Source organism: Bradyrhizobium sp. LTSP885 (genome assembly GCF_000938305.1).
GTDB lineage: Bacteria > Pseudomonadota > Alphaproteobacteria > Rhizobiales > Xanthobacteraceae > Bradyrhizobium.
Genome location: NZ_JYMT01000006.1, coordinates 60,574 through 85,964 on the forward strand (window position 1 = coordinate 60,574; position 25,391 = coordinate 85,964).

The 25,391-nt window shown below is 64.4% G+C and carries 23 protein-coding genes; 7 read left to right on the top strand and 16 right to left on the bottom strand.

The genetic code is table 11. From position 1 onward, the window contains the following. Positions 1 to 20: 20 nt before the first annotated feature. The 9 genes from UP09_RS05050 to UP09_RS05090 form a co-directional block, all read right to left on the bottom strand. Complete coding sequence (locus UP09_RS05050; RefSeq protein ID WP_082069973.1) at positions 21 to 1,214, bottom strand: acyl-CoA dehydrogenase family protein; 1,194 nt, start codon at positions 1,212 to 1,214, stop codon at positions 21 to 23. Further along, positions 1,211 to 2,137 carry an alpha/beta hydrolase gene (locus UP09_RS05055; RefSeq protein ID WP_044536961.1) on the bottom strand — a complete coding sequence of 309 codons (927 nt, stop codon included), beginning with the start codon at positions 2,135 to 2,137 and terminating at the stop codon, positions 1,211 to 1,213. Before UP09_RS05055 ends, UP09_RS05050 begins: the two co-directional genes overlap by 4 nt. A gap of 1 nt (position 2,138) precedes the next feature. Next, positions 2,139 to 2,891, bottom strand: coding sequence for an SDR family NAD(P)-dependent oxidoreductase (locus tag UP09_RS05060; RefSeq protein WP_044536962.1), 753 nt, complete (start codon positions 2,889 to 2,891; stop codon positions 2,139 to 2,141). Positions 2,892 to 2,894: 3 nt separating this feature from the next. Next, positions 2,895 to 3,689 (bottom strand): enoyl-CoA hydratase/isomerase family protein, encoded by a 795-nt coding sequence (locus UP09_RS05065; protein WP_044536963.1) that lies wholly within the window; start codon positions 3,687 to 3,689, stop codon positions 2,895 to 2,897. Between the two features lie 14 nt (positions 3,690 to 3,703). Further along, complete coding sequence (locus UP09_RS05070) at positions 3,704 to 4,201, bottom strand: aromatic-ring-hydroxylating dioxygenase subunit beta (RefSeq protein WP_044536964.1); 498 nt, start codon at positions 4,199 to 4,201, stop codon at positions 3,704 to 3,706. Continuing rightward, complete coding sequence (locus UP09_RS05075) at positions 4,201 to 5,460, bottom strand: aromatic ring-hydroxylating oxygenase subunit alpha (protein ID WP_044536965.1); 1,260 nt, start codon at positions 5,458 to 5,460, stop codon at positions 4,201 to 4,203. The genes UP09_RS05070 and UP09_RS05075 overlap by 1 nt, the downstream gene beginning before the upstream one ends. Positions 5,461 to 5,586: 126 nt before the next feature. Continuing rightward, positions 5,587 to 6,090 (bottom strand): hypothetical protein, encoded by a 504-nt coding sequence (locus tag UP09_RS05080; protein ID WP_044536966.1) that lies wholly within the window; start codon positions 6,088 to 6,090, stop codon positions 5,587 to 5,589. After that, the gene (locus tag UP09_RS05085) at positions 6,087 to 7,190 is read right to left on the bottom strand and encodes a phosphotransferase family protein (protein ID WP_082069974.1); all 1,104 of its coding nucleotides are present in this window, start codon (positions 7,188 to 7,190) and stop codon (positions 6,087 to 6,089) included. The genes UP09_RS05080 and UP09_RS05085 overlap by 4 nt, the downstream gene beginning before the upstream one ends. Further along, positions 7,160 to 8,713, bottom strand: coding sequence for an acyl-CoA synthetase (locus UP09_RS05090; protein WP_044536968.1), 1,554 nt, complete (start codon positions 8,711 to 8,713; stop codon positions 7,160 to 7,162). The genes UP09_RS05085 and UP09_RS05090 overlap by 31 nt, the downstream gene beginning before the upstream one ends. Before the next feature lie 203 nt (positions 8,714 to 8,916). Here UP09_RS05090 and UP09_RS05095 point away from each other — a divergent pair, with 203 nt between their 5' ends. The 7 genes from UP09_RS05095 (at position 8,917) to UP09_RS05125 (ending at position 17,523) form a co-directional block, all read left to right on the top strand. Continuing rightward, positions 8,917 to 10,140: an ABC transporter substrate-binding protein gene (locus UP09_RS05095; RefSeq protein WP_044536969.1), complete on the top strand. Its 1,224-nt coding sequence runs from the start codon at positions 8,917 to 8,919 to the stop codon at positions 10,138 to 10,140. Positions 10,141 to 10,191: 51 nt separating this feature from the next. Further along, positions 10,192 to 11,307: an Rv3169 family protein gene (locus tag UP09_RS36240; protein ID WP_052832961.1), complete on the top strand. Its 1,116-nt coding sequence runs from the start codon at positions 10,192 to 10,194 to the stop codon at positions 11,305 to 11,307. 5 nt (positions 11,308 to 11,312) lie between these two features. Beyond that, a complete protein-coding gene (locus UP09_RS05105) occupies positions 11,313 to 12,236 on the top strand; it encodes an acyl-CoA thioesterase (protein WP_052832962.1) in 924 nt (307 codons plus the stop codon). 225 nt (positions 12,237 to 12,461) lie between these two features. After that, entirely contained in the window at positions 12,462 to 12,695 is a 234-nt protein-coding gene (locus UP09_RS37425; RefSeq protein WP_044536970.1) for a hypothetical protein, read from the top strand. Positions 12,696 to 13,020: 325 nt separating this feature from the next. Continuing rightward, entirely contained in the window at positions 13,021 to 15,306 is a 2,286-nt protein-coding gene (locus tag UP09_RS05115; RefSeq protein ID WP_044536971.1) for a TonB-dependent siderophore receptor, read from the top strand. A 2-nt stretch (positions 15,307 to 15,308) separates the two neighbouring features. Continuing rightward, the gene (locus UP09_RS05120; protein ID WP_044536972.1) at positions 15,309 to 16,334 is read left to right on the top strand and encodes an extracellular solute-binding protein; all 1,026 of its coding nucleotides are present in this window, start codon (positions 15,309 to 15,311) and stop codon (positions 16,332 to 16,334) included. After that, a complete protein-coding gene (locus tag UP09_RS05125) occupies positions 16,327 to 17,523 on the top strand; it encodes a PepSY-associated TM helix domain-containing protein (protein ID WP_044536973.1) in 1,197 nt (398 codons plus the stop codon). Before UP09_RS05120 ends, UP09_RS05125 begins: the two co-directional genes overlap by 8 nt. 51 nt (positions 17,524 to 17,574) lie before the next feature. On the opposite strand, the gene UP09_RS05130 is transcribed toward UP09_RS05125, so the two are convergent. From UP09_RS05130 to UP09_RS05160, 7 genes are all read right to left on the bottom strand, one after another. Further along, entirely contained in the window at positions 17,575 to 18,771 is a 1,197-nt protein-coding gene (locus UP09_RS05130) for an NADH:flavin oxidoreductase/NADH oxidase (protein WP_245301754.1), read from the bottom strand. Between the two features lie 59 nt (positions 18,772 to 18,830). Further along, complete coding sequence (locus tag UP09_RS05135) at positions 18,831 to 19,847, bottom strand: CobW family GTP-binding protein (protein WP_044536974.1); 1,017 nt, start codon at positions 19,845 to 19,847, stop codon at positions 18,831 to 18,833. Then, a complete protein-coding gene (locus tag UP09_RS05140; RefSeq protein WP_044536975.1) occupies positions 19,844 to 21,451 on the bottom strand; it encodes an amidohydrolase family protein in 1,608 nt (535 codons plus the stop codon). Before UP09_RS05140 ends, UP09_RS05135 begins: the two co-directional genes overlap by 4 nt. Positions 21,452 to 21,496: 45 nt before the next feature. Continuing rightward, complete coding sequence (locus tag UP09_RS05145) at positions 21,497 to 22,327, bottom strand: ABC transporter permease (protein ID WP_044536976.1); 831 nt, start codon at positions 22,325 to 22,327, stop codon at positions 21,497 to 21,499. Between the two features lie 79 nt (positions 22,328 to 22,406). Further along, a complete protein-coding gene (locus UP09_RS05150) occupies positions 22,407 to 23,441 on the bottom strand; it encodes an extracellular solute-binding protein (protein ID WP_044537103.1) in 1,035 nt (344 codons plus the stop codon). Positions 23,442 to 23,452: 11 nt separating this feature from the next. Continuing rightward, the gene (locus UP09_RS05155) at positions 23,453 to 24,514 is read right to left on the bottom strand and encodes an ABC transporter ATP-binding protein (RefSeq protein ID WP_044536977.1); all 1,062 of its coding nucleotides are present in this window, start codon (positions 24,512 to 24,514) and stop codon (positions 23,453 to 23,455) included. After that, positions 24,514 to 25,323, bottom strand: coding sequence for an ABC transporter permease subunit (locus UP09_RS05160; protein WP_044537104.1), 810 nt, complete (start codon positions 25,321 to 25,323; stop codon positions 24,514 to 24,516). The genes UP09_RS05155 and UP09_RS05160 overlap by 1 nt, the downstream gene beginning before the upstream one ends. Between the last annotated feature and the right edge of the window lie 68 nt (positions 25,324 to 25,391).

The window sequence follows — 25,391 nt, forward strand, 5'->3', positions numbered from 1 at the left end:
TCGGCCCGGTACATCACCCTTCACATCCGCTTCGCGACTTCCTCCAGCATCACCTCAGTGGCGCCGCCGCCGATGGTGAGCACGCGGGCGTCGCGCACCATGCGCTCGATCGGCGTGCCGCGCATGAAGCCGGAGCCGCCATGCAGCTGCAGGCAGCCATGCACGACCTCGTGCAGCACCTCCGGCGACAGCGCCTTCACCATCGACACTTCGCGCAGGCACTCCTGCCCGGCCTCGGCGAGCTCAGCGGCATGATAGGCGAGCTGCCGCGCCGCCGCCGCCTTCGCGGCGAGCTGGGCGAGCTTCAGCCGCACCGCCTGCTGGTTCCAGAGCGGACCGCCAAAAGCCTGCCGCGTCTTCACATAATTCGTGGTCAGCTCGATCGCCTTGGCGGACTCGCCGGCGCAGATTCCGCCAATGACGATGCGCTCGTTCTGGAAGGTCTCCATGATGCCATAGAAACCCTTGTTCTCCTCGCCGAGCAGGTTCTCGGCCGGCACGCGCACATCCTGGAAGGCGATCTCCGCAGTATCCGAACAGAGCCAGCCATGCTTGTCGAGCTTCGTCACCGAAATACCCGGCGTGTGGCGCTCGACGATGAACAGCGAGAGACCACGGCTGCCCTTGGCGTGCGGATCGGTGCGCGCGGCGACGATCAGGATGTCGCCATAGACGGCATTAGTGATGAACATCTTCGAGCCGTTGATCACCCAACTGTCGCCGTCACGCGTCGCGCGTGTCCTCAAGCCAGCAACATCCGAGCCCGCGTCCGGCTCAGTCACCGCGATCGAGCAGACGGTCTCGCCGCGAATGATCGCCGGCAAATATTTCTGCTTCTGCTCCGGCGTGCCGCGCAGCGTGATGTGCACAGCCGACATGTCGGTGTGCACAAGTATCGACGAGGTGAAGCCGCCGAAGCTCGAGCGCCCCAGCTCCTCGGCAAACACTATCGAAGCCAGCGGCCCCATGTCGGTGCCGCCATACTCGGCCGCGTGGCGCATACCGAGGAGGCCCAGCGCGCCCATGCGGCGAAAGATCTCGCGCGGGATCTTGCCGTCACGCTCCCACGCCTCGGCGTGCGGCACAACTTCCTTCTCGACGAAACGACGCACCTGCTCGCGCAGCATGCGCAGCTCCTCCGGGAGGTTGGGCTGCTCCGAGAAGTGGAAATCGGCCTCAGCAAGCTGGCGCGGATCCGGGGTCATGACGTTCATTGTGGCGCCTTCTCACGGCCGATGTGAAGATGGTTGCGCAGGAAATTCGCGAGGCCCGCGACGGCTTCTTGCGCCTGCGGAATCTCCGGAAACATCTGGAAGACGTGGATCATGCCGTCCCAGACCTGCAATTCGACGTCGGCGCCCGCGGCCTTCGCCCTCGCGGCCAACCCGGTGGCATCGTCGCGCACGGTTTCGCGGTCGCCCACTTGCACCAGCAGCGGCGGCAGGCCGGTGAGATCGGCGTAGAGCGGCGACGCCAGCGGATTACAGGGGTTGCCATCCTTGCCGAGATAATTCCTGGCGAGCGCCAGGATCATTGCGCGCTGGTGGATCGGATCGGCCTTGGCCCGGCTCTCGTAGCTCGCACCGGCAGCAGTGAGATCGGTCCAGGGCGACATCAGCGCGCCCGCCGCAGGCAACGGCTCCCCGCGGTCGCGCGCGGCCAACATCGCGCCGAGTACGAGATTACCGCCGGCGGAATCGCCCGCGAAGGCGATGCCGGAAGGCCGCAGACCCTGATCGCCCAGATAGCGATATGCGTTCAGCGCGTCATCCAGTGCTGCCGGGAAACGATGCTCCGGCGCCAGGCGGTAATTGATCGCCAGTACACGGCAACCGCTGGCTTCGGCAATCCGCGCGATCAGGTCGCGATGCGAGGCTACCGAGCCGATGCGAAAGCCGCCGCCGTGGAAATAGAGGATTGCCTTGTCGTGCGGCGCGTCTGCCGGCACGATCCATTCACCGTCGACGCCGCCGGCGGAAACATGCCGGCCCGACACCGGCACCGAACAGCCGGCAAAGGCCGCGTCCCAGTCGCTGCGCATCTGCGCGACTGACGTATCGCGGGTCCAGTTGCGATAGATCGCACGCAACCGCTCGATCGCACGATCGACCTCGCTATCGTTGGCCGCACCGTTCATCTCAGCCGCCGATCCCCATGCCGCCGGAGACGCCGAGCGTCTCGCCGGTGATGTAGGCGGCCTGGTCCGACGCCAGGAAGCGCGCCGCGGCTGCCACCTCCTCGGGCTCGCCGAGGCGGCCGAGCAACGTCGCATCCGTCATCGCCCGCAGGATCTTGTCGCCGCCTTTGGCCATCGCCTGCTCCAGCATCGGTGTCCGGATCGGCCCCGGCGCGATCGCGTTTGCGGTGATGCCGAAGCGCGCGTTCTCGCGCGCGATGCTCTTGGTGAAGGCAATCACGCCGCCCTTGGCCGCGGAATAGACCGAGCCGCCCTTGGAGCCGAGCCGTGCGGCCTCCGAGGTGATGTTGATGATGCGGCCGAAGCGCGCCGCCTGCATCGCCGGCAGCACGGCCTGGGTGCATGCGAGCACCGAGGTGAGATTGACCGCGAACAATCTGGCCCAGTCCTCCGCCGTGGTCTCGGTGAAGAAGGCGTGCTGGTCGATTCCAGCATTGTTGACGAGGATGTCGAACGGACCATCCTGCGCAATGACCGCCTGTACCGCTTTGACGTCGCTGACATCAAGTCCTGCGATGCCGGCGTTGATCTCCTGTGCGAGGTCCGAGGCTGCCGCAACGTCGAGATCGGCGATCACGACCTTGGCGCCCGCGCCAGCGAAACTTCGCGCGATCGCCGCGCCAATGCCCCGCGCACCGCCGGAGACGAAGGCACGGCGGCCATCGAGACGCCCGAATGGCAAGGCGCCGGCCATGCCTCAACGCCCCGTGAAGATCGGTTTGCGCCGCTCGATCACGGCGGCAAGGCCCTCGCGCGCGTCGGCCATGCCTGACAGTTCGGCCACCGTGCGCGCCTCCTCCGACAGGCATTGCTCGATGCTAGTGCCGGTGCCGGCCCAGACCAACCGCTTGGTCGCCGCCAGCGCCTTCGGCGCGCCGGCCGCGAGTTCACGCGCCAGCGCCAGCGAGGCGTCGGCAAGTTCGTGGTCGGGCACGACCTTGGTCACGATGCCCATCTGCAGCGCCTCGGCGGCGGGGATCACGGGATTGGTCAGCAGGATCGACATCGCGCGCCGCAGGCCGACTAGCCGTGACAGCGTAACGGAGACGCCGGCATCCGGTGCCATCGCGACCCGCGTCGCGCCGGCCAGAAACTTGGCCGACTCCGCCGCGATCACGATGTCGGAGGCGCAAACGAGACCGAAGCCACCACCGCCTGCAGCAAAGCCCTGCACTGAGGTAATCACGGGCGCTTCGAGCCGCAGCAGGCCAGTTACCGCGTTTTGCAAGTAAGCCGTCGCCTGGCGGATGTAATCCGGCAGCTTCTCGCCCTTGGACAGGAAGGCGCGCACATCGCCGCCGGCGCAGAAATTCGCACCCTCACCGCTCAGCAGCACTACGCGGAGGCCCGGATGGCCGTGGCAGACCATGATTGCGTCGCATAGCGCCCGGAGCAACTCGGCGCTCATGCCGTTGGCTGCATCGGGGCGGTTGAGCCGCAGTCGCGCGATGCCGTCGTCGATGTCGAGCAGAACGGGTCCCTTGTCGATCATAGCCGAGACCTTTCCTAAACCAGGAATGAGAGCGTGTAGATCGCCTTGTCGTTGTTGACGAGGACGACCTTCTTGGCAGCCATCCGCAATTCGCCGTCGACATGGCGCAGCCGGTATTCATTGCGCGCGGCCCACAGCGTGTCGTCGCGCAGGCTCGATTCGAAGATCAGGCTGTTGCTGGCGACCGCGATGTCGCCGTCATCAGGCTGCTGGTCCATCAATTCGATGTTGGAGATGAGCCGGCGCAAGTTGGACTGCGGCGTCTGGGTGAAATGCTTGCCGGTCATCAGCTGCCGGACCCGCAGCGTGATCCGCGAGCGGTTGTCGTAGATGATCGACATCTGCCGCTCCGGGTCGATGTCCGCGCCATTGGCCGGCACCCAGTAGACGCCGTCATCGGTCCAGAGCTTTTCCCAGGCTTCGTATTGATGCTCGTCCTGCAGCCGCGCCTCGCGATAGAGGAAGGCGGTCACGGCGCTCATCAGCGTGGCGCTGCTCTCGCGCGACAACATCAAGCCGGCTCCATCAGCTTGCGGTAATGGCTCCAGATGCCGCGCGACGGCACCTCATCGGTGACGTGGCCGACCGTGAAGCCGAGTTCGTCGCGGCGCTCGCGCTTCTCGCCGCGCCCGAGGAATATCCATTCGGGATTGCGCGCCAGAACGCCGCGGTGGCAGCGCTCGTACATTTCGGAATCATCCGCGAGCAGGAAGCCGGCCGGGCCGACCGAGCCCATGGTCTGCTGGCGCAGCCGCCGGTTCAGGTCCGGCGCGCCCTTGAACTGCAGCGCCGTGACATGCTGCACGCTGTCGTCGACGCCGAGCGGCTGGATCACGAACATCTGGATTTCGGCGATGAACAGGTTCGGGAAGATCATCACATGCGGCGTGCCGTCGATCATGATCTCGCGCGCCGCGGTGTCGCCATAAGCTGCTTTCATCCGCGCCGTATAATCCGGCAGCCGCTCCTCGCTGGTGCCGAACCAGCTCATCGGTGCGCCGCGCTTGCGGAACTCGGGGCGCAGGTCGATCTCGGTATGGCCATTGCCATAGTCGCGCGTCAGCGCGGTCGAGGCGCCGCCATAGAGCTTGCCGATCATGCTGTCGGCGACGCCGAAGATCGAGGTGTGCACGAAGGCCGGATGATAGCCGTCGCACTCGTTCTCCAGAATGAACTTCCAGTTGGCCTTGACGCGATGCTTGAGGAAGCCTGCGGTGACCTCGACCTCGCCTTCCGGCGAACTACGCACCAGACGGTCGATGGTCTCAGCGGCGCCGCCGAGATGCTGCTTCAGCGTCGGCCCGTCGGCGGCGAACGAGCCGAACACGAAGCCACGATAGGATTCGACGCGCGTCACCCGCCCGAGCGCGAGCTGGGATTTGTCCTGCCCCTCATAACCGTCAGGGAAGGCGTAGCCGACCAGGCGGCCGTCATTGGCAAAGGTCCAGGAGTGAAACGGACAGGTGAAGGAACGTGCATTGCCGCGCTCATAGGAGCAAACTTGGTTGCCGCGGTGCGAGCAGCGGTTAAGCAGCAGGTTCACCTTGCCCTGCTCATCGCGCGTCATGATGATGGATTGCGGGCCGATCGACTTGATGACGTAGTCGTTGACGTTAGGCACCTCGCTCTCGTGCCCGACATAGACCCAGGTCCGGTACCAGATGTTCTTGAGTTCCGCCTCGAAGATCGCGGAATCGGTGTAGAGCGAGCCGTGCACCCGGTCGGGTCGGATCAGGCGCTCCCACGGCGAGACGCCGGTCATCACGTTCATCGTTCCGTCTCCCTCGCTGGCCGCGTCCGTCGGCTTTCTTCGTGCTCTCTATAATAATCCGAACGACCGTTTAGTAAATAGCATGACCGAGCCGAATCGGCAAGCTTCTTTGCGGGCAAGCGCGCTTCAACCTCGCGCGGCGTCGCCGTCGCCGCCTGCGATCTGTTGCAGCATCGATTTCGGCGTTGTCGCGAGTTCGATCTTGAGCTGATCGCAGATCGCGCGCCGCAGCAAGCGCTCGATCTCGTTCGCCGCATCCGGATCGGCCGTACGCGCGCCCTCACCGCTCGCCCAGAGCAGAAGCTGTCCGAGCAGCCTGTCGCCGTCGTCGCGCAATGCCTCGATCTGCGCGGCCTCGGCGTTTTCGCGTGCGATGCGGGGCGTTGCGGGAATTGGCGGATGATCCATCCCGTTCGCCTGCTGCCTGACCGCAGCAAATGCGTCGTCCTGCAAGCGGACCTGATCCAGCAGTGGCCCCGGCTTCCAGTCCGCAGCGAGCTTCAGCCCGTTCAGCGCATAGATCGCGGAGAACACCTGACCGCGGACGAAATCGTCGCCGTTGTTCGGCACAATATGGGTCTGCAAGGCGTCGATGATGCCCTCGATCAACCGCTCGAAAGACGCGCTCATGCCGCAGCCTCCAGCGCCCGTTCGAAGGCCCTCACGATCGAAGGCATCTGGCTCGCCATCACGGCCATCCGCATGTCGTTGAAGCGATCGACCTCGAAGGCGCGCACGGCGCACATCTGGATCGCCGCGGCCTGATACAGCGCGTATGCTTCGTAGAATGCGAGGCTTTTGGCCGAGACCGGAATTCCAGAGGCGCGCTGATAGAGCTCGATCACCTCGGCGCGCTCGACCACGCCGTAGAGCTTTTTGCTCCTGGCGTTGAAGGTCGGCATCAGTGCCCAGGCCAGATCTTCATGGGGATCGCCAAGATGGGTCAGCTCCCAATCGAGGATGGCGACGATATTCTTGTCGTGCTCGATGAAGTTACCGATCCTGTAGTCGCCATGCACGATGGTCCGGCGCGGCGGCTGCGGGCAGTTCTCCTGCAACCATCGTCCGCCCCAGTCGAGTAGCGGATAGTAGCGCGCCGTCGGACGCGCCAGCGACGCACGCCAGGCTGCGATGGCGCTGACCTCGGCGCGCTCGCCTCCGCCCTGCAACGACGCCAGCGGCGTCGTGCGTGCGTCGATCCGGTGCAATTCACCCAGGATGTTCAGGAACTGCAGGGCGATGACGCGCCTATGGTCCTCGCCGAGTTGGCTCGCGGCCCAGGGCGCGGGAACGTCGCCCTCGACATGGACGCAGATGAAGAAGGGAAAGCCGATCTCGGCTCCGTCCTGCTCGAACGACACCAGTGCCGGAACCGGAACATTGCTGCCGGCCAGCGACTGCAACGCATGGACCTGGGGCAGCACCGAATAGGGCGCGAACAATCCGTTGGGCGGACCGACGCGCAGGATCAACTTGCGATCGGATCTATCCGCCGAGCGAGCGATGAAGCCATACGTGATCCAGGAGAAGCCGGATGACTTGCGGGAGAAGCTGATGATCTCGACCCCGCCTCCAGATGTCCGGGCGAGATAACGCGCGAGTGCGCCCCGCACCGCGTCATCATTGACGACGTCCGGGCGGCGAACAGGCGCCGGCACGGGACGCGGCAAACCGTCGGATCGTATGGCGGTGTCCTGCATCAGTTGACCGACCTCGTATAGCCACGCCATTTTTCATCGCGCAGCGCCGACTTCATGATCTTGCCGGACCCCGTCAGCGGCAGTGGCTCGCGACGGATATCCACGGAACGCGGGCACTTGTAGCCGGCGATCAGGCTGCGGCAATGTGCGATCACAAGTTCCGCATCGAGCGTGGCGCCATCCTTCGGCACGACGATCGCATGCACCGCCTCACCCCATTGCGGATCGGGGACCGCGATGACGGCGCATTCCCTGACATGCTCGTGCTGGAAGATAGCGTTCTCGACTTCGCCGGAATAGACATTCTCGCCGCCGGACACGATCATGTCCTTCAGGCGGTCGACGATGTAGACGAAGCCGTCCTCGTCCATCCAGGCGCCGTCCCCGGTATGAAGCCATCCGTTGCGCAGTACGCGCGCGGTCTCTTCGGGCTTGCGCCAATATCCCAGCATGACGCCGGCGCCGCGGATCGCGATCTCGCCGACCGATCCGCGCGGCACTTCCAAGCCGGCCGCGTCGACGATACGGATCTCGACGCCCGGCGCCGCGCGTCCCGCGGATTTCCGCTTTGCCGCCAGCGGCCCCTCCAGCGCGTGGTACTCCCAGGGCAGGATCGTTGCCAGCGCTGCGCTCTCGGTCATGCCGTAGCCCTGGTGAAAGCGCCAGCTCGGCAGCACGCGCATCAGCTTGACCAGCAGCGCGTCGGGCATCGGAGATGCGCCATATTCGCAATTCTTGACGCTGCTAAGATCATAAGTCCCGAACGACGGATGATTGAGCAGCATGTTGAGCATGGTCGGCACAAACAGGCAGTAATCCACTCTGTGCTCGGCGATCGCCTTCATCGCCAGCTCAGGATCGAATTTTGGAATCGTGATATGCGTGCCGCCGACCAGCGTCAGCGCAATCATCGGCGAGGTCCCGGCCAGATGGAACAACCCGGCCGAGTGCAGGTATCTTGTGTCCTCGCGGAACCGGAGCGCGTAGATCCAGACCAGCGATTCATAGATGATGTTGGCGTGTGACAGCATCACGCCCTTGGGAAAGCCCGTGGTCCCGCCGGTGTAGAAGATGCCGGCGAGATCGTTGTAGGCGCCTGAGGCATCCTCGATCGGCGCATGCGCCATGAGCTCATCATAGCGCTGCATGCCGTCAGGGACTTGCCCATCGTCCAGATAGACTATCGCGGTAAGGGATTTTGCGCTTCGGAGCGCGGTTGCGGCCTCGGCGAAGGTCTTGTCGACCAGCAGCAGCTTCGGCGTGGAGTCGTCGATCGCATAGGCGTTCTCCGCCACGGCCCAGCGGGTGTTGAGGGGCACGGCGACTGCGCCGGCCCAAGCGATGGCATAGAGCGCCTCGATATAGAGATCGCTGTTGTGCGCGAGAATGGCGACGCGATCGCCGGCCTCGATGCCGAGCCTGCGCAATCCCCCGGCCGCACAGGCAACGCGCCGGCCGATCTCCTTCCAGCTCCGCGACCTCCCCGCATGGATCGTGCCGGGCGCATCCTTGCGCAATTGCACCGCTGAAGTGAGAGCCTGCGTCAGCTTCATGTTTCCTCCTCAACCACATGCGGCAGCACACGCTTTGCGGATATTTCCGTCATGCCGTGGCCTCGCAGTCCTGTTTCGGAGAAATCAGTTGATAATCCGAACGGACGGTCTATTATTACACACCCGTCGTGAGGGGTAAAGCCTTTGAAGGCCCGCCGCCGGATCAACGAGCCTCGTAAAGAGGGCGCCATTTGGAGGGGACGATGCGAAAGCCAGTTTTCACGCTTGCGGTCTCGGCGCTCATGCTCGCCGGCGTCTTGGGAACGGCGAACGCCGAGAAGGCCTACGGTCCCGGCGTCAGCGACACCGAGATCACGCTCGGTGCCAATGCGCCCTACAGCGGCCCGGCGTCGATCTATGCGAGCTTCCCGAAGACCATGCTCGCCTATTTCGCGATGCTGAACGAGAAAGGCGGCATCAATGGCCGCCATATCAATTTGCTGACCCGCGATGACGCCTATAGCCCGCCCAAGACCGTCGAGGTGACACGGGCGTTGGTCGAGAACGACAAGGTGCTCGCGATCATGGCGCCGTTCGGCACGCCGACCAACGCCGCGATTCAGAAATATCTCAACAGCCAAGGCGTCCCGCAGCTTTTGGTGCAAAGCGGCGGCACGCGCTGGAACGATCCGAAGCAGTTCCCCTGGACGACGCCCTACTCGCCGACCTACGTCAACGAATCCAGGATCATCGCGCGCTACATCCTCAAGGAGAAGGCGGATGCCAAGATCGGCGTCCTGATGCAGGCTGACGACATCGGCAAGGATTTCTTGCTCGGCCTCAAGGAAGGGCTCGGCGCGAAAGCCGACATAATGATCGTCAAGGAGGCGATGTACCAGTCGACCGAGCCCACCATCGATTCGCAGATCGTGAATCTCAAGGCGTCCGGTGCCGATACCATCCTGATCGCCGCACAGAACAAGTTCGCGTCGATGGCGATCCGCAAGATCCATGAGCTCGGATGGCAGCCGCTGATCTTCCTCGGCTCGACCGCGAATTCGATCGGCGGCGTGCTGGTGCCGGCCGGGCTCGAGGCGTCTACCGGCATTCTGACCACCACATCCTACAAGACGCCCAACGACCCGACCTGGGCGAACGACAAGGGCATGACCGACTATCTCGCCTTTGCCGCGAAATATCTGCCAGGCATGGACCCCAACGACGTGATCGCGGTCACCGGCTACACCACCGCGCAGCTCGGCGCGATTATTCTTGAGCGTTGCCACGACAATCTCACGCGCGAGAACGTGCTGAAGCAGGCCACCAATTTGAGCGGCATCGCGCTGCCGATGCTGCTTCCGGGAATCACGATCCAGACCACGCCGCAGGACTATGCGGCGATCACCGAGCGCCGCTTCGCCCGCTTCGACGGCAAGACCTGGGTGCTGTTCGGCGACATCGTCGGTGCGGGGCCGGCAAAGGACTGACCGGCGCGACGCATCTGATGACCGGGACGGCTTGAACAAGGAACAAGAACAATGCTGACAGCCCAGGATGATCTGATCGGCCACCAGACGCCGGAAACCTTTGCCAAGGCAGGCGGCGGCGATATCAGGTTCACGGAGCGCTATTGGTACACCGCGCATCCGATCGACGGCACCGAACTTCTGATCGATATCGGGCTCGGCTATTACCCGAACCGCAATGTGATGGATGGATTTGCCGGCATCACCGTCGGCCGCCGCCAGCACAATTTCCGTGCCTCGCGGCGGCTCGGGACGAACCCGCTGGAGACATCGGTCGGCGGCCTCAGAATCGAGATCGTCGAGGGCATGAGCCTGCACCGGCTGTCACTCGCCGAAAACCCGTCAGGAATAAGCTTCTCGCTCGAATTCAAGGCGAGCTTTCCTGCGGCGCAGGAGAAGCAGAATTTTCGCGAGCGCAACGGCGTCGTCGAGGAGGATCTCGCCCGCGTCTCTCAGTTCGGCCGCTGGCGCGGATGGATTGTGGTCGACGGCCGACGCTATGATATCGAGCCCGAGCTGTGGTGGGGCCAACGCGACCGCTCCTGGGGGCTGCGCTCCGAGATGCGCACCGACGAAGCAAGGCCTCCGGTTGCGACCCACCGGAACTTCTTCTGGACCTGGTCGATGTTCCAGTTCGAACAATCCGCGCTGTCGGTCTTCATCAAGGAGCGGACGCCCGGCAAGCCGCACTATCTCTCTGGAACCGAATTTCGCCGCGAGGCCGACGGATCAGTGTCACATCGCGAGGTCACCTCGGTCGAGCACAGGATTGAATGGGCCGACGATCCGCTCGGCCAGACCATCGCGGCCGCCGATTTCACCTTCACCTTTGATCGCGGCGCTCCCCGCCACGTAAAGATGCAGGGATTGCCGATCCGGTTCTACCTCAAGGCGGGCATGTATGGCGGGCTGCAGGGCTGGACCCACGGCGACGACCGTGGCGAAAGCGATGCCGCGCACGACATCTGGAATCTCGACGATGCCGCAACGCGCGCCATCGCACGCACGCTGTCCGACCATGTCGTCCGGCTCGAAAGCGGCAACGAGACAGGCATTGGAATCAGCGAGTACGGCGTGGCGGCCGGCTATCCGCGGTATCCGGGCCCACAGAAATTCCCGGCAATGTGATCGGGATGGACGGGCAAGACCCTGGCAGCGCGGAGAGCGGCGGAACGGCGTGCGATCCGTGGGACGATGAGGATATCGCAGCGCTGGTCTCGCTCGAGCCGATCGCGCCGCTGCGCTATCGCAGCCGCTTCGGCGACGCCAATCTCAACGGGCGCTCCTATGGCGGCCAGATCCTCGGACAGGCGATGATGGCGGCGACGCTAAGCGCACCTGACGATCGCCCGGCCGCGATGCTGCAGCTCACGTTCCTGCGCGGCGCCGATCCCGACCGGCGCATCGCGTTCGACGCTAAAGTTCTTCAGGATGGCAAGCGGTTCTCCTCCCGCCAAGTCGTCGGCGCCCAGGATGGGCGCGCAGTTGTGAGCGCGCAGGCCACATTCTGCGCGCCGCAACCCGGTCCGCGTCACGCAGTGCGGTTCGCGCGGCTGGAGGAGCCCGAGAGCCTGCCCGAACTGAGCACGATACCGGATGCGCTGATGGCCCAATTGCGGCCGCTCGGTCCCTACTCCCGGCACATCAAACCATGCATGGATTTTCGTATCCCCGAGATCGAGCTCCAGCTTTCCGCCAAAACGGCGCAGCCGCGTCTGCGATTTTGGCTGCGAAGCAGGCAGAGGCTTGCCCCCGGCTCCCGCGCCCAGGCCGCGATGTTCGCCTATCTCTCGGATTGGTGGCTCAACTTCTCGAGCGTCGGCGGCCATCTGCGCGAATTGCAGTCGCGCGAACCGCTCTATCTGTCGAGCCTCAATCATTGCATCTGGTTTCACCGCGCATTTTCGCCTGACACCTGGATGCACATCGAAGCCGAAAGCCCCTGCGCCGACGGCGGCCGCGGCCTGTCGATCGCCCGCGTCCATGACCGTGACGGATCGATGCTTGCGACCTCGATCCAGGAAACCCTGATGGTTCATCCCGACGGCGATGCATAGAAAGCGCCGCGGCGTGACGCGTTGAGATTGAGACCACGCCCTGACCATTACCGGATTCCGGCTCGCGAACCGCCAGAAAGTTCCATCGTGTGTTGAATCCCGGCAACACCGTCCGACAAAATGCACGATCATGCCGATTGCGTCGTTTGGAATCACGACTGCGCCGCATCACGGTTCAACTCTGCGTGCGGGTGGTCGCAAACACAAGTATTGGGGAAAGTCTTCATGCAGCAGGAACCGTTGGGCGCGCGGAGCGCGGAGCCGTCTGGATTTATTTTCCATTTCCAGTTTGCCAGCAATGGCACGCGGCGCGCGTGCAGTCTGACCATCCAGGCGGACAGCGCCAATGAGGCGGCGACGATTTTTCGCGACAATTGGATGACGATCGAATCGATGGCCCGCGACGGCGTGAGCACGGGAACGATCAACTCGGCGACTGTCGTCCTGGCAGCCAATTGACGCCCACACCGATCGGTCGGACCGGCTCACACTGATCCGCGCGCAATCTGCGACCGTTTGACGCGCCGATGCAAGCGGCGCGCCGGTCGGGCGCTCTCCAGGCATGCAGCGTGCAGATGAACGCTCGCCAAGCAGCGCATGGCGCGCCACTGATTAGAAGGATTCAAATCGATCACTGCTTAGAGAGATTCAATTCCATTGCGGTTCTTTTCGTCACGCGCGGCTGCTAGAGGCGCGGTCGGAAATGAAATTCACTGACTGGAATTGAAAAGTGATTGTTGACGCTGATGGCCGGCTTGTCGGAGACCATCGAACGCCTACCGACATGGGTCGCACCCATCTGCTGATCGGCGCGGCCTTCCTGCTCACCGATCTCTCCTGTGCAGTGGTGCCCGCGAGCGCGCAATCGAGCGTCGCGCTGCCGCCCGTCACGGTGGAATCGCCGACGGAAAAGCGCCAGCCCGCGAATGCTGAGGCAAGACCGGCGCAACGGACACAGGCAGCCGCCGCTGCCCGCCAGCGCAACCGGAATGCCCAGCCGGCGCAACCGACACCATCGGAGCGCGCCGCCGCCGCTGCCGCGGTGCTGAACGAAGCCAAGCTGCATTATCGCGCGATGCCGAGTTCCACGACGCTGCGCAGCGGCGCCTCGCCGCTCGATACCGTGCAATCCGTCGCCGTCGTGCCCGAGCAGGTGCTGAAGGACCAGCTGCCGCGCAACCTCGACGACGCGCTGGCGAATGTCAGTGGCATCACCCAGGCCAACACGCTGGCCGGCACCCAGGACGCCGTCATGCGCCGCGGCTTCGGCGACAATCGCGACGGCTCGATCATGCGCAACGGCATGCCGCTGGTGCAGGGCCGCAGCCTCAATGCCGCGGTCGAGAGCGTCGAGGTTTTGAAAGGCCCGGCCTCGCTGCTTTACGGCATCATGGATCCCGGCGGCATCGTCAACACCATCAGCAAGCGCCCCGATCTCTATCAGCACGGCTCGGTCACCCTGCTCGGCTCGAGCTACGCCGGCCCCAAAAGCGGCGCCGACGGAACGATCGATATCACCGGCCCGATCGGCAAGGACGGCCTCGCCTATCGCTTCATCGGCTACGGCGTGAGCGAGGATTATTGGCGCAACTTCGGCCGGCACCGCGAGATGCTGGTCGCGCCGTCACTGGCCTGGTATGGCGAGAACACTACGATTCAGCTCAATTACGAGCATCGCGAGTTCATCACTCCGTTCGACCGCGGCACCGCGTTCGACCCTGTCACCAAGGCGCCGCTGGCGATCCCGGCGACGCGCCGGCTCGACGAGCCCTTCAACAACATGTGGGGCACCTCCGACCTGATGCAGGCCTCGGTCGAGCATCGCCTCAACGAGAGCTGGAAGCTGTTCGCCGCCTACAGCTACAACACCGAGACGTTCAGCGCCAACCAGCTCCGCATCACCGGCATCAACACCAAGACCGGCGTCGAGACACGTAGCGACGACGGCACGCAAGGCTCGCTGAGCAATTCGAGCTACGGCACGTCGTATGTGCAAGGCAATTTCTGGCTCGGCAACATGCGCAACGAGGTGCTGTTCGGCGGCGACGGCCAGTACCGCACGATCTACCGCGACAACCTGATCCGGCAGACGACCCCGAGCTTCAACTTCTACAATCCAGTCTACGGGCTGATCGGGCCCGGCACGACGGTATCAGCCGTCGACAGCGCCCAGACCGACAAACTCGGCCAGTGGTCGCTGTTCTTCCAGGACACGCTGCATCTCACCGAGCGCTTCGCGCTGGTCGGCGGCGTGCGCTACGCGGATTACGACCAGATCGCGGGTAAGGGGCGGCCGTTTATCACCAACACCAATCTGAGCGGTGACAAGGCCCTGCCGCTCGGCGGCGCCATTCTCAAGCTCAACGAGCAGGTGTCGCTGTATGCGAGCTTCACCCAATCGCTGAAGCCAACCTCGACCATCGCACCGCTCACCGGCGGCGTCGTGATCGGGTCCAACATCGCACCCGAAGAGGGCGTCCAGTGGGAGACCGGCGTCAAGTTCGACGTCAACAAGCGCCTGTCAGGTACGCTCGCTCTCTATGATATCGACAAGACAAACGTGCTGGTCTCGCAGCTCAACGCCGCGACGGGCATTGTCGAGTATCGCACGGCCGGCAAGGTCCGCTCGCGCGGCGTCGAGTTCGACGTCACCGGCAGGCTGACCGACAATTGGAGCATGATCGGCAGCTACGGCTACACCGATGCGCGCGTGACCGATGATCCGACGCTCGGCGGCAAGCAATTGCAGAATGTCGCCCTCAACACCGCCTCGCTCTATCTGGTCTACGATTTCGGCACCACCCTGCCCGGCCAGCTCCGCCTCGGCGGCGGCGCACGCTATGTCGGCGACCGGCCGGGCGACGCGAACAATACGTTCGTGCTGCCGTCCTATACGGTGGCGGACATCTTCGCGACCTACGAGACCAAGGTCGAGACGTTCCCGGTCATCTACCAGTTCAACGTCAAGAACCTGTTCGATAATGTCTATTATCCTTCAGCGGTCAGCAATCTGGCTGTTGCGATCGGCGACGCGCGGCGCTTCTCGCTGTCGGCGACGGTGAAATTCTAGCGATGCGCGCGCCGCGGACAGCGATTGCCCTGCTGGTCGCGTTGGCGTCCACCATCGTCGGCTGCACGGCGGTCCGTGCCGACGAGATCACCCTTTACGCGACCCGTGAAGCCAGCCTGCTCGAGCCGGTCATCGTGGCCTTCACGGAGACCAGCGGCATCAAGGTCAGGACCGTTTTCGTCGAGGACAGCCTGGTCAAGCGGCTGACCTCGGAAGGCGACGCGTCGCCCGCCGATGTCCTGCTGACCATCGGCCTCGACAAGACCACCCAGCTTTCGACACGCGGGCTGACGCAGGCGCTTGCATCGCCGCAACTCGATCAGGCGGTGCCTGCGAATTTGCGTGACGACGGTGCGCAATGGATCGCGCTTACCCTTCGTCCGCGCGTCGTGATGGCGCGCAAGGACAATCCGCTCGCCGCAATCGACTATGAGGATCTCGCGGATCCCAAATGGCGCGGCAGACTGTGCATGCGCCCGGCCCTGCACCAGAACAATGTCGCGCTGGTCGCTGCCTACCTCGTGCATCACGGCGCCGAGGCGACCGAGGCCTGGCTCAACGGCCTGAAGGCCAATCTCGCGCACAAACCCGATGGCAAGGACAATGACGTGATCCGCGAGATCGCGGCAGGCGCCTGCGAGATCGGTATCGGCAATACGGTCGCGCTGGCGCAGCTCCGTGACGGGCGCGAAGGCGGCGACTGGCGCAGTTGGGCGCAGACCGTGAAGGCGGTACCGACTGTGTTCAAGGGCGGCGGCAGTCACGTCAACCTGACCGGCGCGGCGATCGCAAGGCGTGCACCCCACCCGGCGGCCGCGCGAAAGTTCATCGAATTCCTCCTCACGCCGGCGGCGCAGACGATCTTTGCCGGTGCCGAGCTGGAATATCCGGTGCGCGCGGCGGCGGAGCGCCACCCGATCCTTGACGAGATCGGATCGTTCCCGCCCGACGCGCTGCCGATCGACGAGATCGCGATGAATCATAAGGCCGCGATCGCGCTGATCAAGAAGGTCGGCGTCGATGAGTGAAGCCTGGCGCGCAACCAAGGCCGTGCTGTTGCAGGTCCATTCCGTCGTCGGCCTCGCCCTGGCGCTGCTGTGGGCCGTGGTCGGGATCACCGGCGCGACGATGGCATTCGAGGACGAGATCGGAGCGAGCCTGAATGCCGGCATCATGCATGTCGACGCCAGCGCGACGCGGCGGCTGACGCCGGATGAACTGGTCGCGCGGGTGCAGGCAGCCGGCGACTTCGGCAAGGCGTCGGCCGTGACCATGGCAAGCGATCCATCGGCCGCAGTGCATATCCGGTTTGCCCGCACCGAAGGTGGCGCGCGACCGTCCTCGGTCTATGCCGACCCCTATAGTGCGCATGTGCTCGGCTCACCGCGCGGCGAGGACTTCTTCGCCACCGTCCGCAAGCTGCATCGCTGGCTGCTGCTGCCCGGCGACGGCAATGGCTACGGCCGCAAGATCACCGGCACCGCCGCGATCTGCCTGATCGTGATGCTGATCACGGGCCTCGTGCTGCGCTGGCCGCACCGGGCGCGCAGCGTGAAGATGTGGCTGAAGCCAAATCTGGGACTCCGCGGCCGCGGCCTGCACCGCTCGCTGCACGCCATCATCGGCACCTGGGTGCTGCCGATCTATCTGGTGATGACGCTCACCGGCCTGACCTATTCGTTCGAGTGGTACAAGGACGGCGCCAAATGGCTGCTCGCGCGCTCTGCGGCCACGGCCGCAGCGATGCAGCCGAAGCCGCCGCGCAGCGCGGCTGACGCCAAGACGGATGCGAAGGGCGACGTCAAGCCGCTCACCTTCGATCGCGTCTGGACTACGTTCCTGCAACAAGAGGGCAGCCGTTACAGAAGGGCCCTGCTGACGCTGCCGGCCGGCGCCGGCACCGCCGTGCGCGTCAGGTCGTGGGCACAAGATTCGTCACTGGACACCGTACGCGACGAGTTCCGCATCGATGCCGTCACCGGGCGGGTGATCTCCGCGGATCTCTACGCGGACAAGACCCTTGGCGAGCGCGTCCTCGCCAGCGTGCTCGACATTCACCGCGGCGCCATCCTCGGATGGCCGGGCAAGCTCGCCTTCATGCTGGCCGCGGCGCTGATGCCACTGTTCACGGTGACCGGCCTGCTGCTCTATTTGTCGCGCCGCCGGCACCGCCGTCTCGCGCATCCGCCCGTCGGGCGTCTGGTCCCGGGCGAGTGAGAAGGACGAGCGGGGCGTTTCGCGTTCCGCTCGCGGCGGCTGCGAAGAAACTCAGGGGCGCTGCGTGACAACACCGGTCGCGGTGGCAAAACCCTGCAGGGTTCTGATTCGCTTTTCGAGCCACCAGCCAAACTCGGGTGACCAGTCTTCGAAACGCTGGTTGACGCCGAGGTCGTGGGCCCAGTGCAGAGCGATGTTGGGATTGAACTGTGACTGGCGGCCGACCGCGATAAGATCGGCCTGCCCTTTCTGCAGGATGGCTTCGGCCTGCTCTGCCTCGAGAATGATGCCGACGGCCATGGTGGTGATATCAGCTTCCTTGCGAACCCGCTCCGCGAACGGGACCTGAAATCCAAGGCTGCGCGTCACCTGGGCTGCGGTCGCTGCACCCGCGATACCGCCCGATGAGCAGTCGATGACGTCGACGCCGCGCGCCTTCAGTTCGTGCGCAAAGGCGACCGTGTCGTCCATATTCCAGCCCTCCACGGTCCCGTCGACGGACGAGACGCGCACGAACAGCGGCATCGATGCGGGCATCTCGCGGCGCACCGCCTCGACAATCTCCAGCGGCAGGCACATGCGCCCGGCCCGGTCACCGCCGTACTCGTCATTGCGCGTGTTGGAAACCGGCGACAGAAACGACGCCAGCAGATAGCCATGCGCGGTGTGGATTTCGATGGTGTCGAACCCGGCATCAACGGCGTGTCTCGCGGCGGCCGCCCAGGTGCCGACCATCGCCTTGCATTCGGCCGTGGTCAGCTGCCGCGGCGTCAGCCAGCCGTCGGCGACCGGTTCGGCCGTCGGTCCGACCGGCTGCCAGATCTTCGCGCCGGCTTTCAGATTCTCCTCGGTCAGCGGCCCCATGCCCTGCATGGCAGTTTGCGACGAAGACTTGCGCCCGCCATGGGCAAGCTGAATGCCTATTGCGGTGCCCTGGCGCTTCATGAAGGCAATCAGCGGCTTGAAGCTTTCGGCTTGTGCATCGTTCCAGATGCCGAGGTCATTTTCGTTGATCAGCCCGATTTCCTCGACCGCCGTCGCCTCGACAAAGACCAGCCCGAAGCCGCCCAACGCGTAGCGGCCGAGATGAACGACGTGAAACGTGCCGCAGGTGTGTCCGGGGTCGCAGCGATAATGCACCATCGGCGGCACAACGAGGCGGTTCTTCAGCGAGAGCCCGCGAAGCGTGAGCGGCTGGAACAGCATCGGCCGCTCCATCGTCTCGCCCTTGGTGATTCCGTCGGTCATTCCAGCTTCTCCTTGCGTGCTACCCAGGCGCGATCGAGATTTGCGCCGCCAGCCGTCGATCACACCACCCACTCGGCCTTGATCGGAGCGCGACCGACGCGGCCGTTCGGGTCGGGCGTCTTCCAGGAGGACAATTCAACGAGACCAATCGGCGCCACGCGGTCGAGTTCAGCCCCCTCCACATCGCGCGCGATGATGACAAGGCCGGACGGCGCCCCATCGGTCTGAAGCGGACGCGGCGGCGAGAACGTCGTGCCGACGCACTCGATCAGCAGCGGCTGTCGGCTTTCCACCACCCGCACCAGTCCCTTGATCCGCAACAGGCGCTCGCCGAGCGCGCCGGCCAGATTGTCGAGCCAGGCCGCGAGATCGGGATAGGCGACCTCGCCGAGGGGCCTCGCAACACAGAGCGCAATACGCGGATGCACGTTTCCGGGAGCGCCGGCGATGTCGAAGCGCGGCGGCGCGGTCAACGGAGCAAATGCTGCTAGCACCGTGCTGGCGCGATCCGCTGAGGCAACGACCTCGGCGAGCGGATTGATGTCAGCGATAACAGATGGCGCGCCGGCCAGCGCCGCGGATGTAACAAGGTCGGCCTTGGTCGCGACAATGCGATGCGCGGCGGTCCATTGCGCCACCGCCTCCTCATAGGCCGCGACCTCGCCGCCGTGCTGGAGATCGAATGTGCCGATCACGGCCACCCGCATCCGGTGCTCGGCCAATGTCGCGAGCGTCCGCAGCACCGGCCCGGGCATCGAAAGTCCGCTGGTCTCCAGAATGATCCGGCGCAACGGGCCGGCCCCGGGCGGCCGCGGCGTCATGATCAGCCGGTCGATGGTGAAGGCGAGATCGCTGCCGATCTGGCAGCAGACGCAGCCATTTGACAGCATCGCGATCGGCAGATCGCTGCCGCTCTCGCGCAACACGACGCCGTCAAGCCCGATCTCTCCGACCTCGTTGACGATGACAGCCGTGTCAGTCGCCTCGGGACGCTGGAGGAAATCACGCAGCAGCGTGGTCTTTCCCGAGCCCAAAAATCCCGTCAGCACGAAGAAATCGAGCGGCTCGCTGTTCATTCGGCCGCAGCCCGCGCGGCGAACTTTTCCGGAACGTCGCTCTCCCAGCTTGCCTTCACGAGCTCCCGGACATCGGCGAGCAATTCCTCGGTATCGTAGATGATGCCGTCCTTGATGGTGTATTTCAGGGCGCGGTGCCATTCGACCGCGTTAGTCGCATCGTTGAACCGCATCGCGCCGGTGCCATAGAGCAGTTTGAAATCGGCGAGCGGATTGTAATCGTGCACCAGAAGGTCAGCGCGCATCCCCACATCGATGGTCCCGACCTCGTCCTGGATTCCACACAGCGCGGCACCTTGCGAGGTCGCGGCGCGGATCACCTCCAGCGGATGGAAGCCGGCCTCCTGCAACAGTTCGAGCTCGCGGACATAGCCGAAGCCGAAAATCTGGTAGATGAATCCGGAGTCGCTGCCGGTGCAAACGCGCCCTCCCCGGTTCTTGTATTCGTTGATGAACGCCATCCACAGCCGGTAGTTTTCCTTCCACTCGACCTCGTTCTGGGTTGACCAGCGATACCAATAGGAGCCGTGACCGCCGCGCTGCGGCGTGAAATAATCCCACATCGACTTCCAGGTGTAGTCCTTGTGCCAATAGGCCTGGCGCGCGCGCATCAGGTCGCGATTGGCGTCGTAGATCGTGAAGGTCGGAACAAAGGTGAAGCCGATCTCAAGGAATTTCTCCAGCGTCTCCTCCCATTTGCGCGAGCCGGGCTTGGCGGCCTGCCCGAACATTTGGCCCGAGACCGAGAAGCGGAAATATTCGTCGGTGTAGTTGTAATCGAGCGGGAAATTCTGGACGATCCGATCCTCGTACAGCGCTTCGGGCAGGCCGTAATAGTGCTCGGCGCTGGTCAGGCCCCAGCGCGCGGTGGTCAGTGCATTCATCCGCGTCACCGCCATCTGCGCGTGGTGGCAGCCGGAGCGCAGGCCGAGTTTCGCGCACTCGTCGAGTGCCGCTTCCATGATCGCAGGTGGCGCGCCGAAGAATTTGATGCCGTCGGCGCCGCGATCCCTAACCTTGCGCAGCCATTCCCGGCCCTGCTCCGGCGTGTAGATGGTCTTGATCATGTCGTTGACCGCCGGAAAATAGGCATAGGCGAGCAGCCGGGGTGCCGCGATGGTGTTGTCCGCCGATCGCTGTCGCTGGTCGATGACCCAGCCGAGGCCGTTCATCGAGCCCATTTCGCGCACGGTGGTGACGCCGTGGGCGAGCCAGAGCTTGTAGACGTAGTCGACCGGCGGCACCCAGCCATTCGCGGAATGATAGGCGACGCCGGCATGGGCGTGGCAATCGACGAAGCCCGGCGTCACCCATTTGCCGCGGCAGTCGATCTCGTGATCGGCGGGCTCGCCCGGACCGGCGCCATAGCCTGCGACCTTCTTCAGGCTGACGATGCGGCCATTCTCCACGATGATATCGACCGGGCCGAGCGGCGGCGCGCCCGTGCCGTCGATCACCGTGGCGCTGCGCAGCGCGAGCCGCTTGAACGGACCGATGCCGCGATCGCGCGACGTCGCCTTGGCGACGATCGGGACCTCGCCCTTGTTGCGGATGCGCGCGAGCTCATCGCCCGGCAGAACGTCGGTTTTCGCCTGGTCAGACATCGAGCGTTTCCTTCCCATACAGCGGGCCGCTTGAGCGTTCCGCGGTTATCTCACGCGATAGCGCCGCGCAAAGGCGATGCTGCCGACAATCGTAAAGCTCATGGTCAGCGCGAGCAGCATGAAGGCCAGCGCGGCGCCCATCGGCCAGTTGTTGCCCCGCACAAACTGGTCGAAGATCGCCGGCGCCATCATCTTGAAACGCGGCCCGCCGAGAAGCACCGCAGTTGCATAGGTGTTCATGCACAAAACGAAGACCAGGATCGACCCGGCCGCGACGCCGGGTGCCGACAGCGGCAGGATCACGCGCCAGAATGTCTGCAGGGCGGAGGCGCCGAGATTGGCGGCGGCATCTTCCAGGTCGCGGGGAATGCTCTCAATCACCGAGGCAATGGTCAGGATCATGTAGGGCAGCACCACCGCGATGATGCCGAACACCACCGCCTTCGGCGTATACATCAGTGTCAGCGGCTCGCTGATCACATGCACCTTGAGGAGAACAGCGTTGATCAGGCCGTCGCGCGTGAAGAGGGCCATCCAGCCGGCGGAGCGGACGACATTGCCGACCACGAGCGGAAACAGCGTCGCGATCACGACCAGGCTTTTCCAGCTGCTTTGGAGCCGCCCGACCCAGTAGGCCGCCGGAAAGGCAATGATGAGGGTCAACGCAGTGCAGAGCAGCGCCATGCCCAGCGTCGTCAGGATGACCTCCTGATAATAAGGATCCGCCGCTGCGCGTGCGTAATTCTCGAACGAGAACGCCTCGATCATCAACTGCGTCGGACTGAACCGATTGAGCGAGATCCGGAACATCAGGAGCATCGGCCCGATCAGGAGCCCAAGCACGAGCAGGCAGGCCGGCAGCACCAGCAACGCCATGCCCGATGGAGCCGATTTGACGTTTGCCCCCTTCGTGTCGCGATGCGTATCAGCGAACGTCAAATCCGAAGCTCCACAATCAGCCCTTGAACTGCTTGTTCCAGAAATCGAGCGTGCGCTGCGAGCGCTCGGATTGATATTTGTAATCGGGTTTCAGGAGCCTGGCGCGGTCGGCTTCGCTCAGGCTGACCTGCTTCGCAAGATCTTCCGGCAGCACGGCGTCCGACACCGTCGGCACATATCCCATCTTGTCGGCAAAGGCGATTTGAGCCTTGGCATCGAGCATCGCGTCGAGATAGGCGAAGCCGCCGTCCTTGTTGCGCGCATTGCGCGGCACGCTGGCTTCGAACACGATCGATGCCGCGCCCTCCTTCGGCACGACATGGGAGAGCGGAATGCCCGCCTTCTTCCACATGAAGCCGCGGGCAAGCCACATGGCCGTGAGCCAGACTTCCTCGGATTTCAGCCCGGCCGCGAGCGCCTCGTTGGACGGATAGATCTTTGCATCCAGCGAGCGCAGCTCCATCAGCTTTTGCTCCGCCGGGTCGAGATTGCTGACGCCACCGCCGTTCGCCAACGCCGCCGCGAGCGTGTTCCATGAATAAAGAATATCGGCAAGACCGACGCGGCCGCGCCATTTGGGATCCCAAAGGTCGGCCCAGGAGGTCGGTGGCGTCTTGACCTGGTTTTCGTTGTAGAGGATCACCAGCGCCGAGTAGATGTGCGGAATCGCAGTGTCGGTGCGAAGCTCGGGAAACACCTTGTCGAGCCGCGGGATTTTCGCAGCATCAACCGCCTCAAAGACATTGGTGGTCGCGACGACATAGTGGTCAGTGTCCGAGAGACAGGCCACGTCCATCGAGCCACGCCGGCTTTGCCGCTCCGCCAGCAGCTTGGTCTTGCGGGGATCGGCGTTGGCGACATCCTGCAGCACCTCGACACCCTTCGGTGCCAGCAGCGGCTTGTCGATGAGATCGCTGAGCAGTTGCCCGTAATCGCCGCCCCAGGTGCCGACCACGACCTGGCTCGATTCCGCGCGCGCGATCGGCACGCCCGGGACCAGCATGGTGGCAGCCCCGGCACCGGCGGACAACAAATGACGTCGCGATATCATGACCATCTCCCTCAAGATGTTTGCGGCACCAGCCGCGGAGCCTTGCGGTCCCACCGCAGCGAAACCTGATCTTGCGGCCTGACCGAAGCCAGCGGCTCGTCCGCGCCCGGGGTTTGCTGCACCACCACGAACACCTCGTCGCCGACACGCACATGGTATTCAGTCTGCGGCCCAAGATAGGTCACGGCCTGCAGCGGCCCGTGGAGATCGCCCTCGGCACCCGGGCGAATCGAAATCCGTTCCGGCCGCAACGCAAAGGCGTTCGCATTCTTGCTCTCGTTCGGCGCGATGTCGACGGTTAAAACGAGCCCGCCCGCAGTGCGAAATTGGATCTCATTCTCGCGCCGGCCCAGCAGGATGTTGCAGCGGCCGACGAAGTCAGCCACGAACGCATCCTGCGGCTCATCATAGAGCTCGCGTGGCGAGCCGACCTGCCGCACCCGGCCGCCCTCCATCACGACCAGACGATCGGCCATGGTCAGCGCCTCCTCGCGGTCATGCGTGACCAAGAGCGTGGTCAGGCCGAGCCGCTGCTGCAGCGCCCGGATCTCGATCCGGACCTCGGCGCGCAGCTTGGCGTCGAGGTTGGACAAGGGTTCATCGAGCAGAAAGAGCTTTGGATTGATCACCAGCGCACGGGCCAGCGCGACGCGCTGCTGCTGTCCGCCCGACAATTCGCGCGGCAGCCGACCTGCCAGATGCGACAGCCGCACCAGTTTCAGCGCCTCCTCGACCTTGGCCTGACGCTCGGCGCCACCAACACCGCGCATCTCCAGCCCGAAGCCGACATTCTGCGCTGCGGTCATGTGCGGAAACAGCGCATAGGACTGAAACACCATTCCCGTCGCGCGCTTGTGCGCGGGCAGATTGGTGACATCCTCGCTGTCGAACAGCACCCGCCCGCTGGTCGGGGGCAAAAATCCTGCGACCATACGCAGGGTCGTGGTCTTGCCACAGCCGGAGGGACCGAGCAGCGCGACCAGCTCGCCTTCCTGCACCGCGAGATTGAGGCCGTCGACGGCGAGAGACGCGCCGAAACGCTTGGTGAGATTGTCGATCGACAGGCTTGCCATCAGACGACCCGTGACAATTTGACGAAGCGATCGGTCACCACCATCAACACCCCGACGATCACGATCTGCACCGTTGCAACCGCGGCCAGCGTCGGATCGATCCGGAATTCAAGATAGTTGAGCATCGCGACCGGCAACGTGATCCGGCCGGGACCGACCAGCAGCAGCGACAGGTCGAGATTTTCAAAACTCTGGATGAAGGAGAACATCGCCGCCGCCACGATGCCGGGCCGCATCATCGGAAGCGTGATGCGACGAAACACCGTGAGGGGACCGGCGCCGAGATTGGCCGCCGCCTCCTCCGCCGCGCGGTCGAGGCCCTGCAGGCTCGCAACCACCAGCCGCACGGTCCAGGGAATCGTGAGCATCACATGGGCCGCGACCAGCCCTTCGGTCGTCGCCTTGATGTCGCGATCGAGGGCGTTTTCAGCGAGCACATAGAACATATAGAGCCCGGAGCCGGCGACGACCCCGGGCACGGCTAGCGGCGCCAGCAACAGCGCGCTGATCACCTGCTTGCCGGGAAACTCGCCGCGCACAATGGCGAGCGCGGCTGCGGTGCCGATCGGCACGCCGACGGCGGCCGCAAGCAGGGCGACCTGCAAGCTTGTGATCAGGCCGCGCAAAAATTCCGGCTTGTCCCAGGCATTGGCGTACCAGTGCCAGGTCAGCGCCGGCGGCGGAAAGCTGACGATCTCCTGGGAGAAGAAGCTGGTTGCGACGATCATCGAGACCGGCGCGAAGATGATGAGATAGGCGATCAGGACCAGAATCCGCATCAGGATGCGGCCGGACGACGGCCGCTCCATCCAATTGGCAAGCAGTGACGCCGGCATCCTTCGCGGGCTCATTCCTGGAGCGACAGATCTGGCGCCAT

Coding starts and splice junctions, on each gene's coding strand:
- UP09_RS05105 (WP_052832962.1), top strand. CDS start 11,313: ATGGACGGGCAAGACCCTGGCAGCGCGGAGAGCGGCGGAACGGCGTGC.
- UP09_RS05115 (WP_044536971.1), top strand. CDS start 13,021: ATGGGTCGCACCCATCTGCTGATCGGCGCGGCCTTCCTGCTCACCGAT.
- UP09_RS05155 (WP_044536977.1), bottom strand. CDS start 24,514: ATGGCAAGCCTGTCGATCGACAATCTCACCAAGCGTTTCGGCGCGTCT.
- UP09_RS05135 (WP_044536974.1), bottom strand. CDS start 19,847: ATGAACAGCGAGCCGCTCGATTTCTTCGTGCTGACGGGATTTTTGGGC.
- UP09_RS05070 (WP_044536964.1), bottom strand. CDS start 4,201: ATGTTGTCGCGCGAGAGCAGCGCCACGCTGATGAGCGCCGTGACCGCC.
- UP09_RS05090 (WP_044536968.1), bottom strand. CDS start 8,713: ATGAAGCTGACGCAGGCTCTCACTTCAGCGGTGCAATTGCGCAAGGAT.
- UP09_RS05080 (WP_044536966.1), bottom strand. CDS start 6,090: ATGAGCGCGTCTTTCGAGCGGTTGATCGAGGGCATCATCGACGCCTTG.
- UP09_RS05095 (WP_044536969.1), top strand. CDS start 8,917: ATGCGAAAGCCAGTTTTCACGCTTGCGGTCTCGGCGCTCATGCTCGCC.
- UP09_RS05085 (WP_082069974.1), bottom strand. CDS start 7,190: ATGGCGTGGCTATACGAGGTCGGTCAACTGATGCAGGACACCGCCATA.
- UP09_RS05145 (WP_044536976.1), bottom strand. CDS start 22,327: ATGGCGTTGCTGGTGCTGCCGGCCTGCCTGCTCGTGCTTGGGCTCCTG.
- UP09_RS05050 (WP_082069973.1), bottom strand. CDS start 1,214: ATGAACGTCATGACCCCGGATCCGCGCCAGCTTGCTGAGGCCGATTTC.
- UP09_RS05075 (WP_044536965.1), bottom strand. CDS start 5,460: ATGAACGTGATGACCGGCGTCTCGCCGTGGGAGCGCCTGATCCGACCC.
- UP09_RS05150 (WP_044537103.1), bottom strand. CDS start 23,441: ATGATATCGCGACGTCATTTGTTGTCCGCCGGTGCCGGGGCTGCCACC.
- UP09_RS05130 (WP_245301754.1), bottom strand. CDS start 18,771: ATGACCGACGGAATCACCAAGGGCGAGACGATGGAGCGGCCGATGCTG.
- UP09_RS37425 (WP_044536970.1), top strand. CDS start 12,462: ATGCAGCAGGAACCGTTGGGCGCGCGGAGCGCGGAGCCGTCTGGATTT.
- UP09_RS05065 (WP_044536963.1), bottom strand. CDS start 3,689: ATGATCGACAAGGGACCCGTTCTGCTCGACATCGACGACGGCATCGCG.
- UP09_RS05055 (WP_044536961.1), bottom strand. CDS start 2,137: ATGAACGGTGCGGCCAACGATAGCGAGGTCGATCGTGCGATCGAGCGG.
- UP09_RS05125 (WP_044536973.1), top strand. CDS start 16,327: ATGAGTGAAGCCTGGCGCGCAACCAAGGCCGTGCTGTTGCAGGTCCAT.
- UP09_RS05140 (WP_044536975.1), bottom strand. CDS start 21,451: ATGTCTGACCAGGCGAAAACCGACGTTCTGCCGGGCGATGAGCTCGCG.
- UP09_RS36240 (WP_052832961.1), top strand. CDS start 10,192: ATGCTGACAGCCCAGGATGATCTGATCGGCCACCAGACGCCGGAAACC.
- UP09_RS05120 (WP_044536972.1), top strand. CDS start 15,309: ATGCGCGCGCCGCGGACAGCGATTGCCCTGCTGGTCGCGTTGGCGTCC.
- UP09_RS05060 (WP_044536962.1), bottom strand. CDS start 2,891: ATGGCCGGCGCCTTGCCATTCGGGCGTCTCGATGGCCGCCGTGCCTTC.
- UP09_RS05160 (WP_044537104.1), bottom strand. CDS start 25,323: ATGGAGCGGCCGTCGTCCGGCCGCATCCTGATGCGGATTCTGGTCCTG.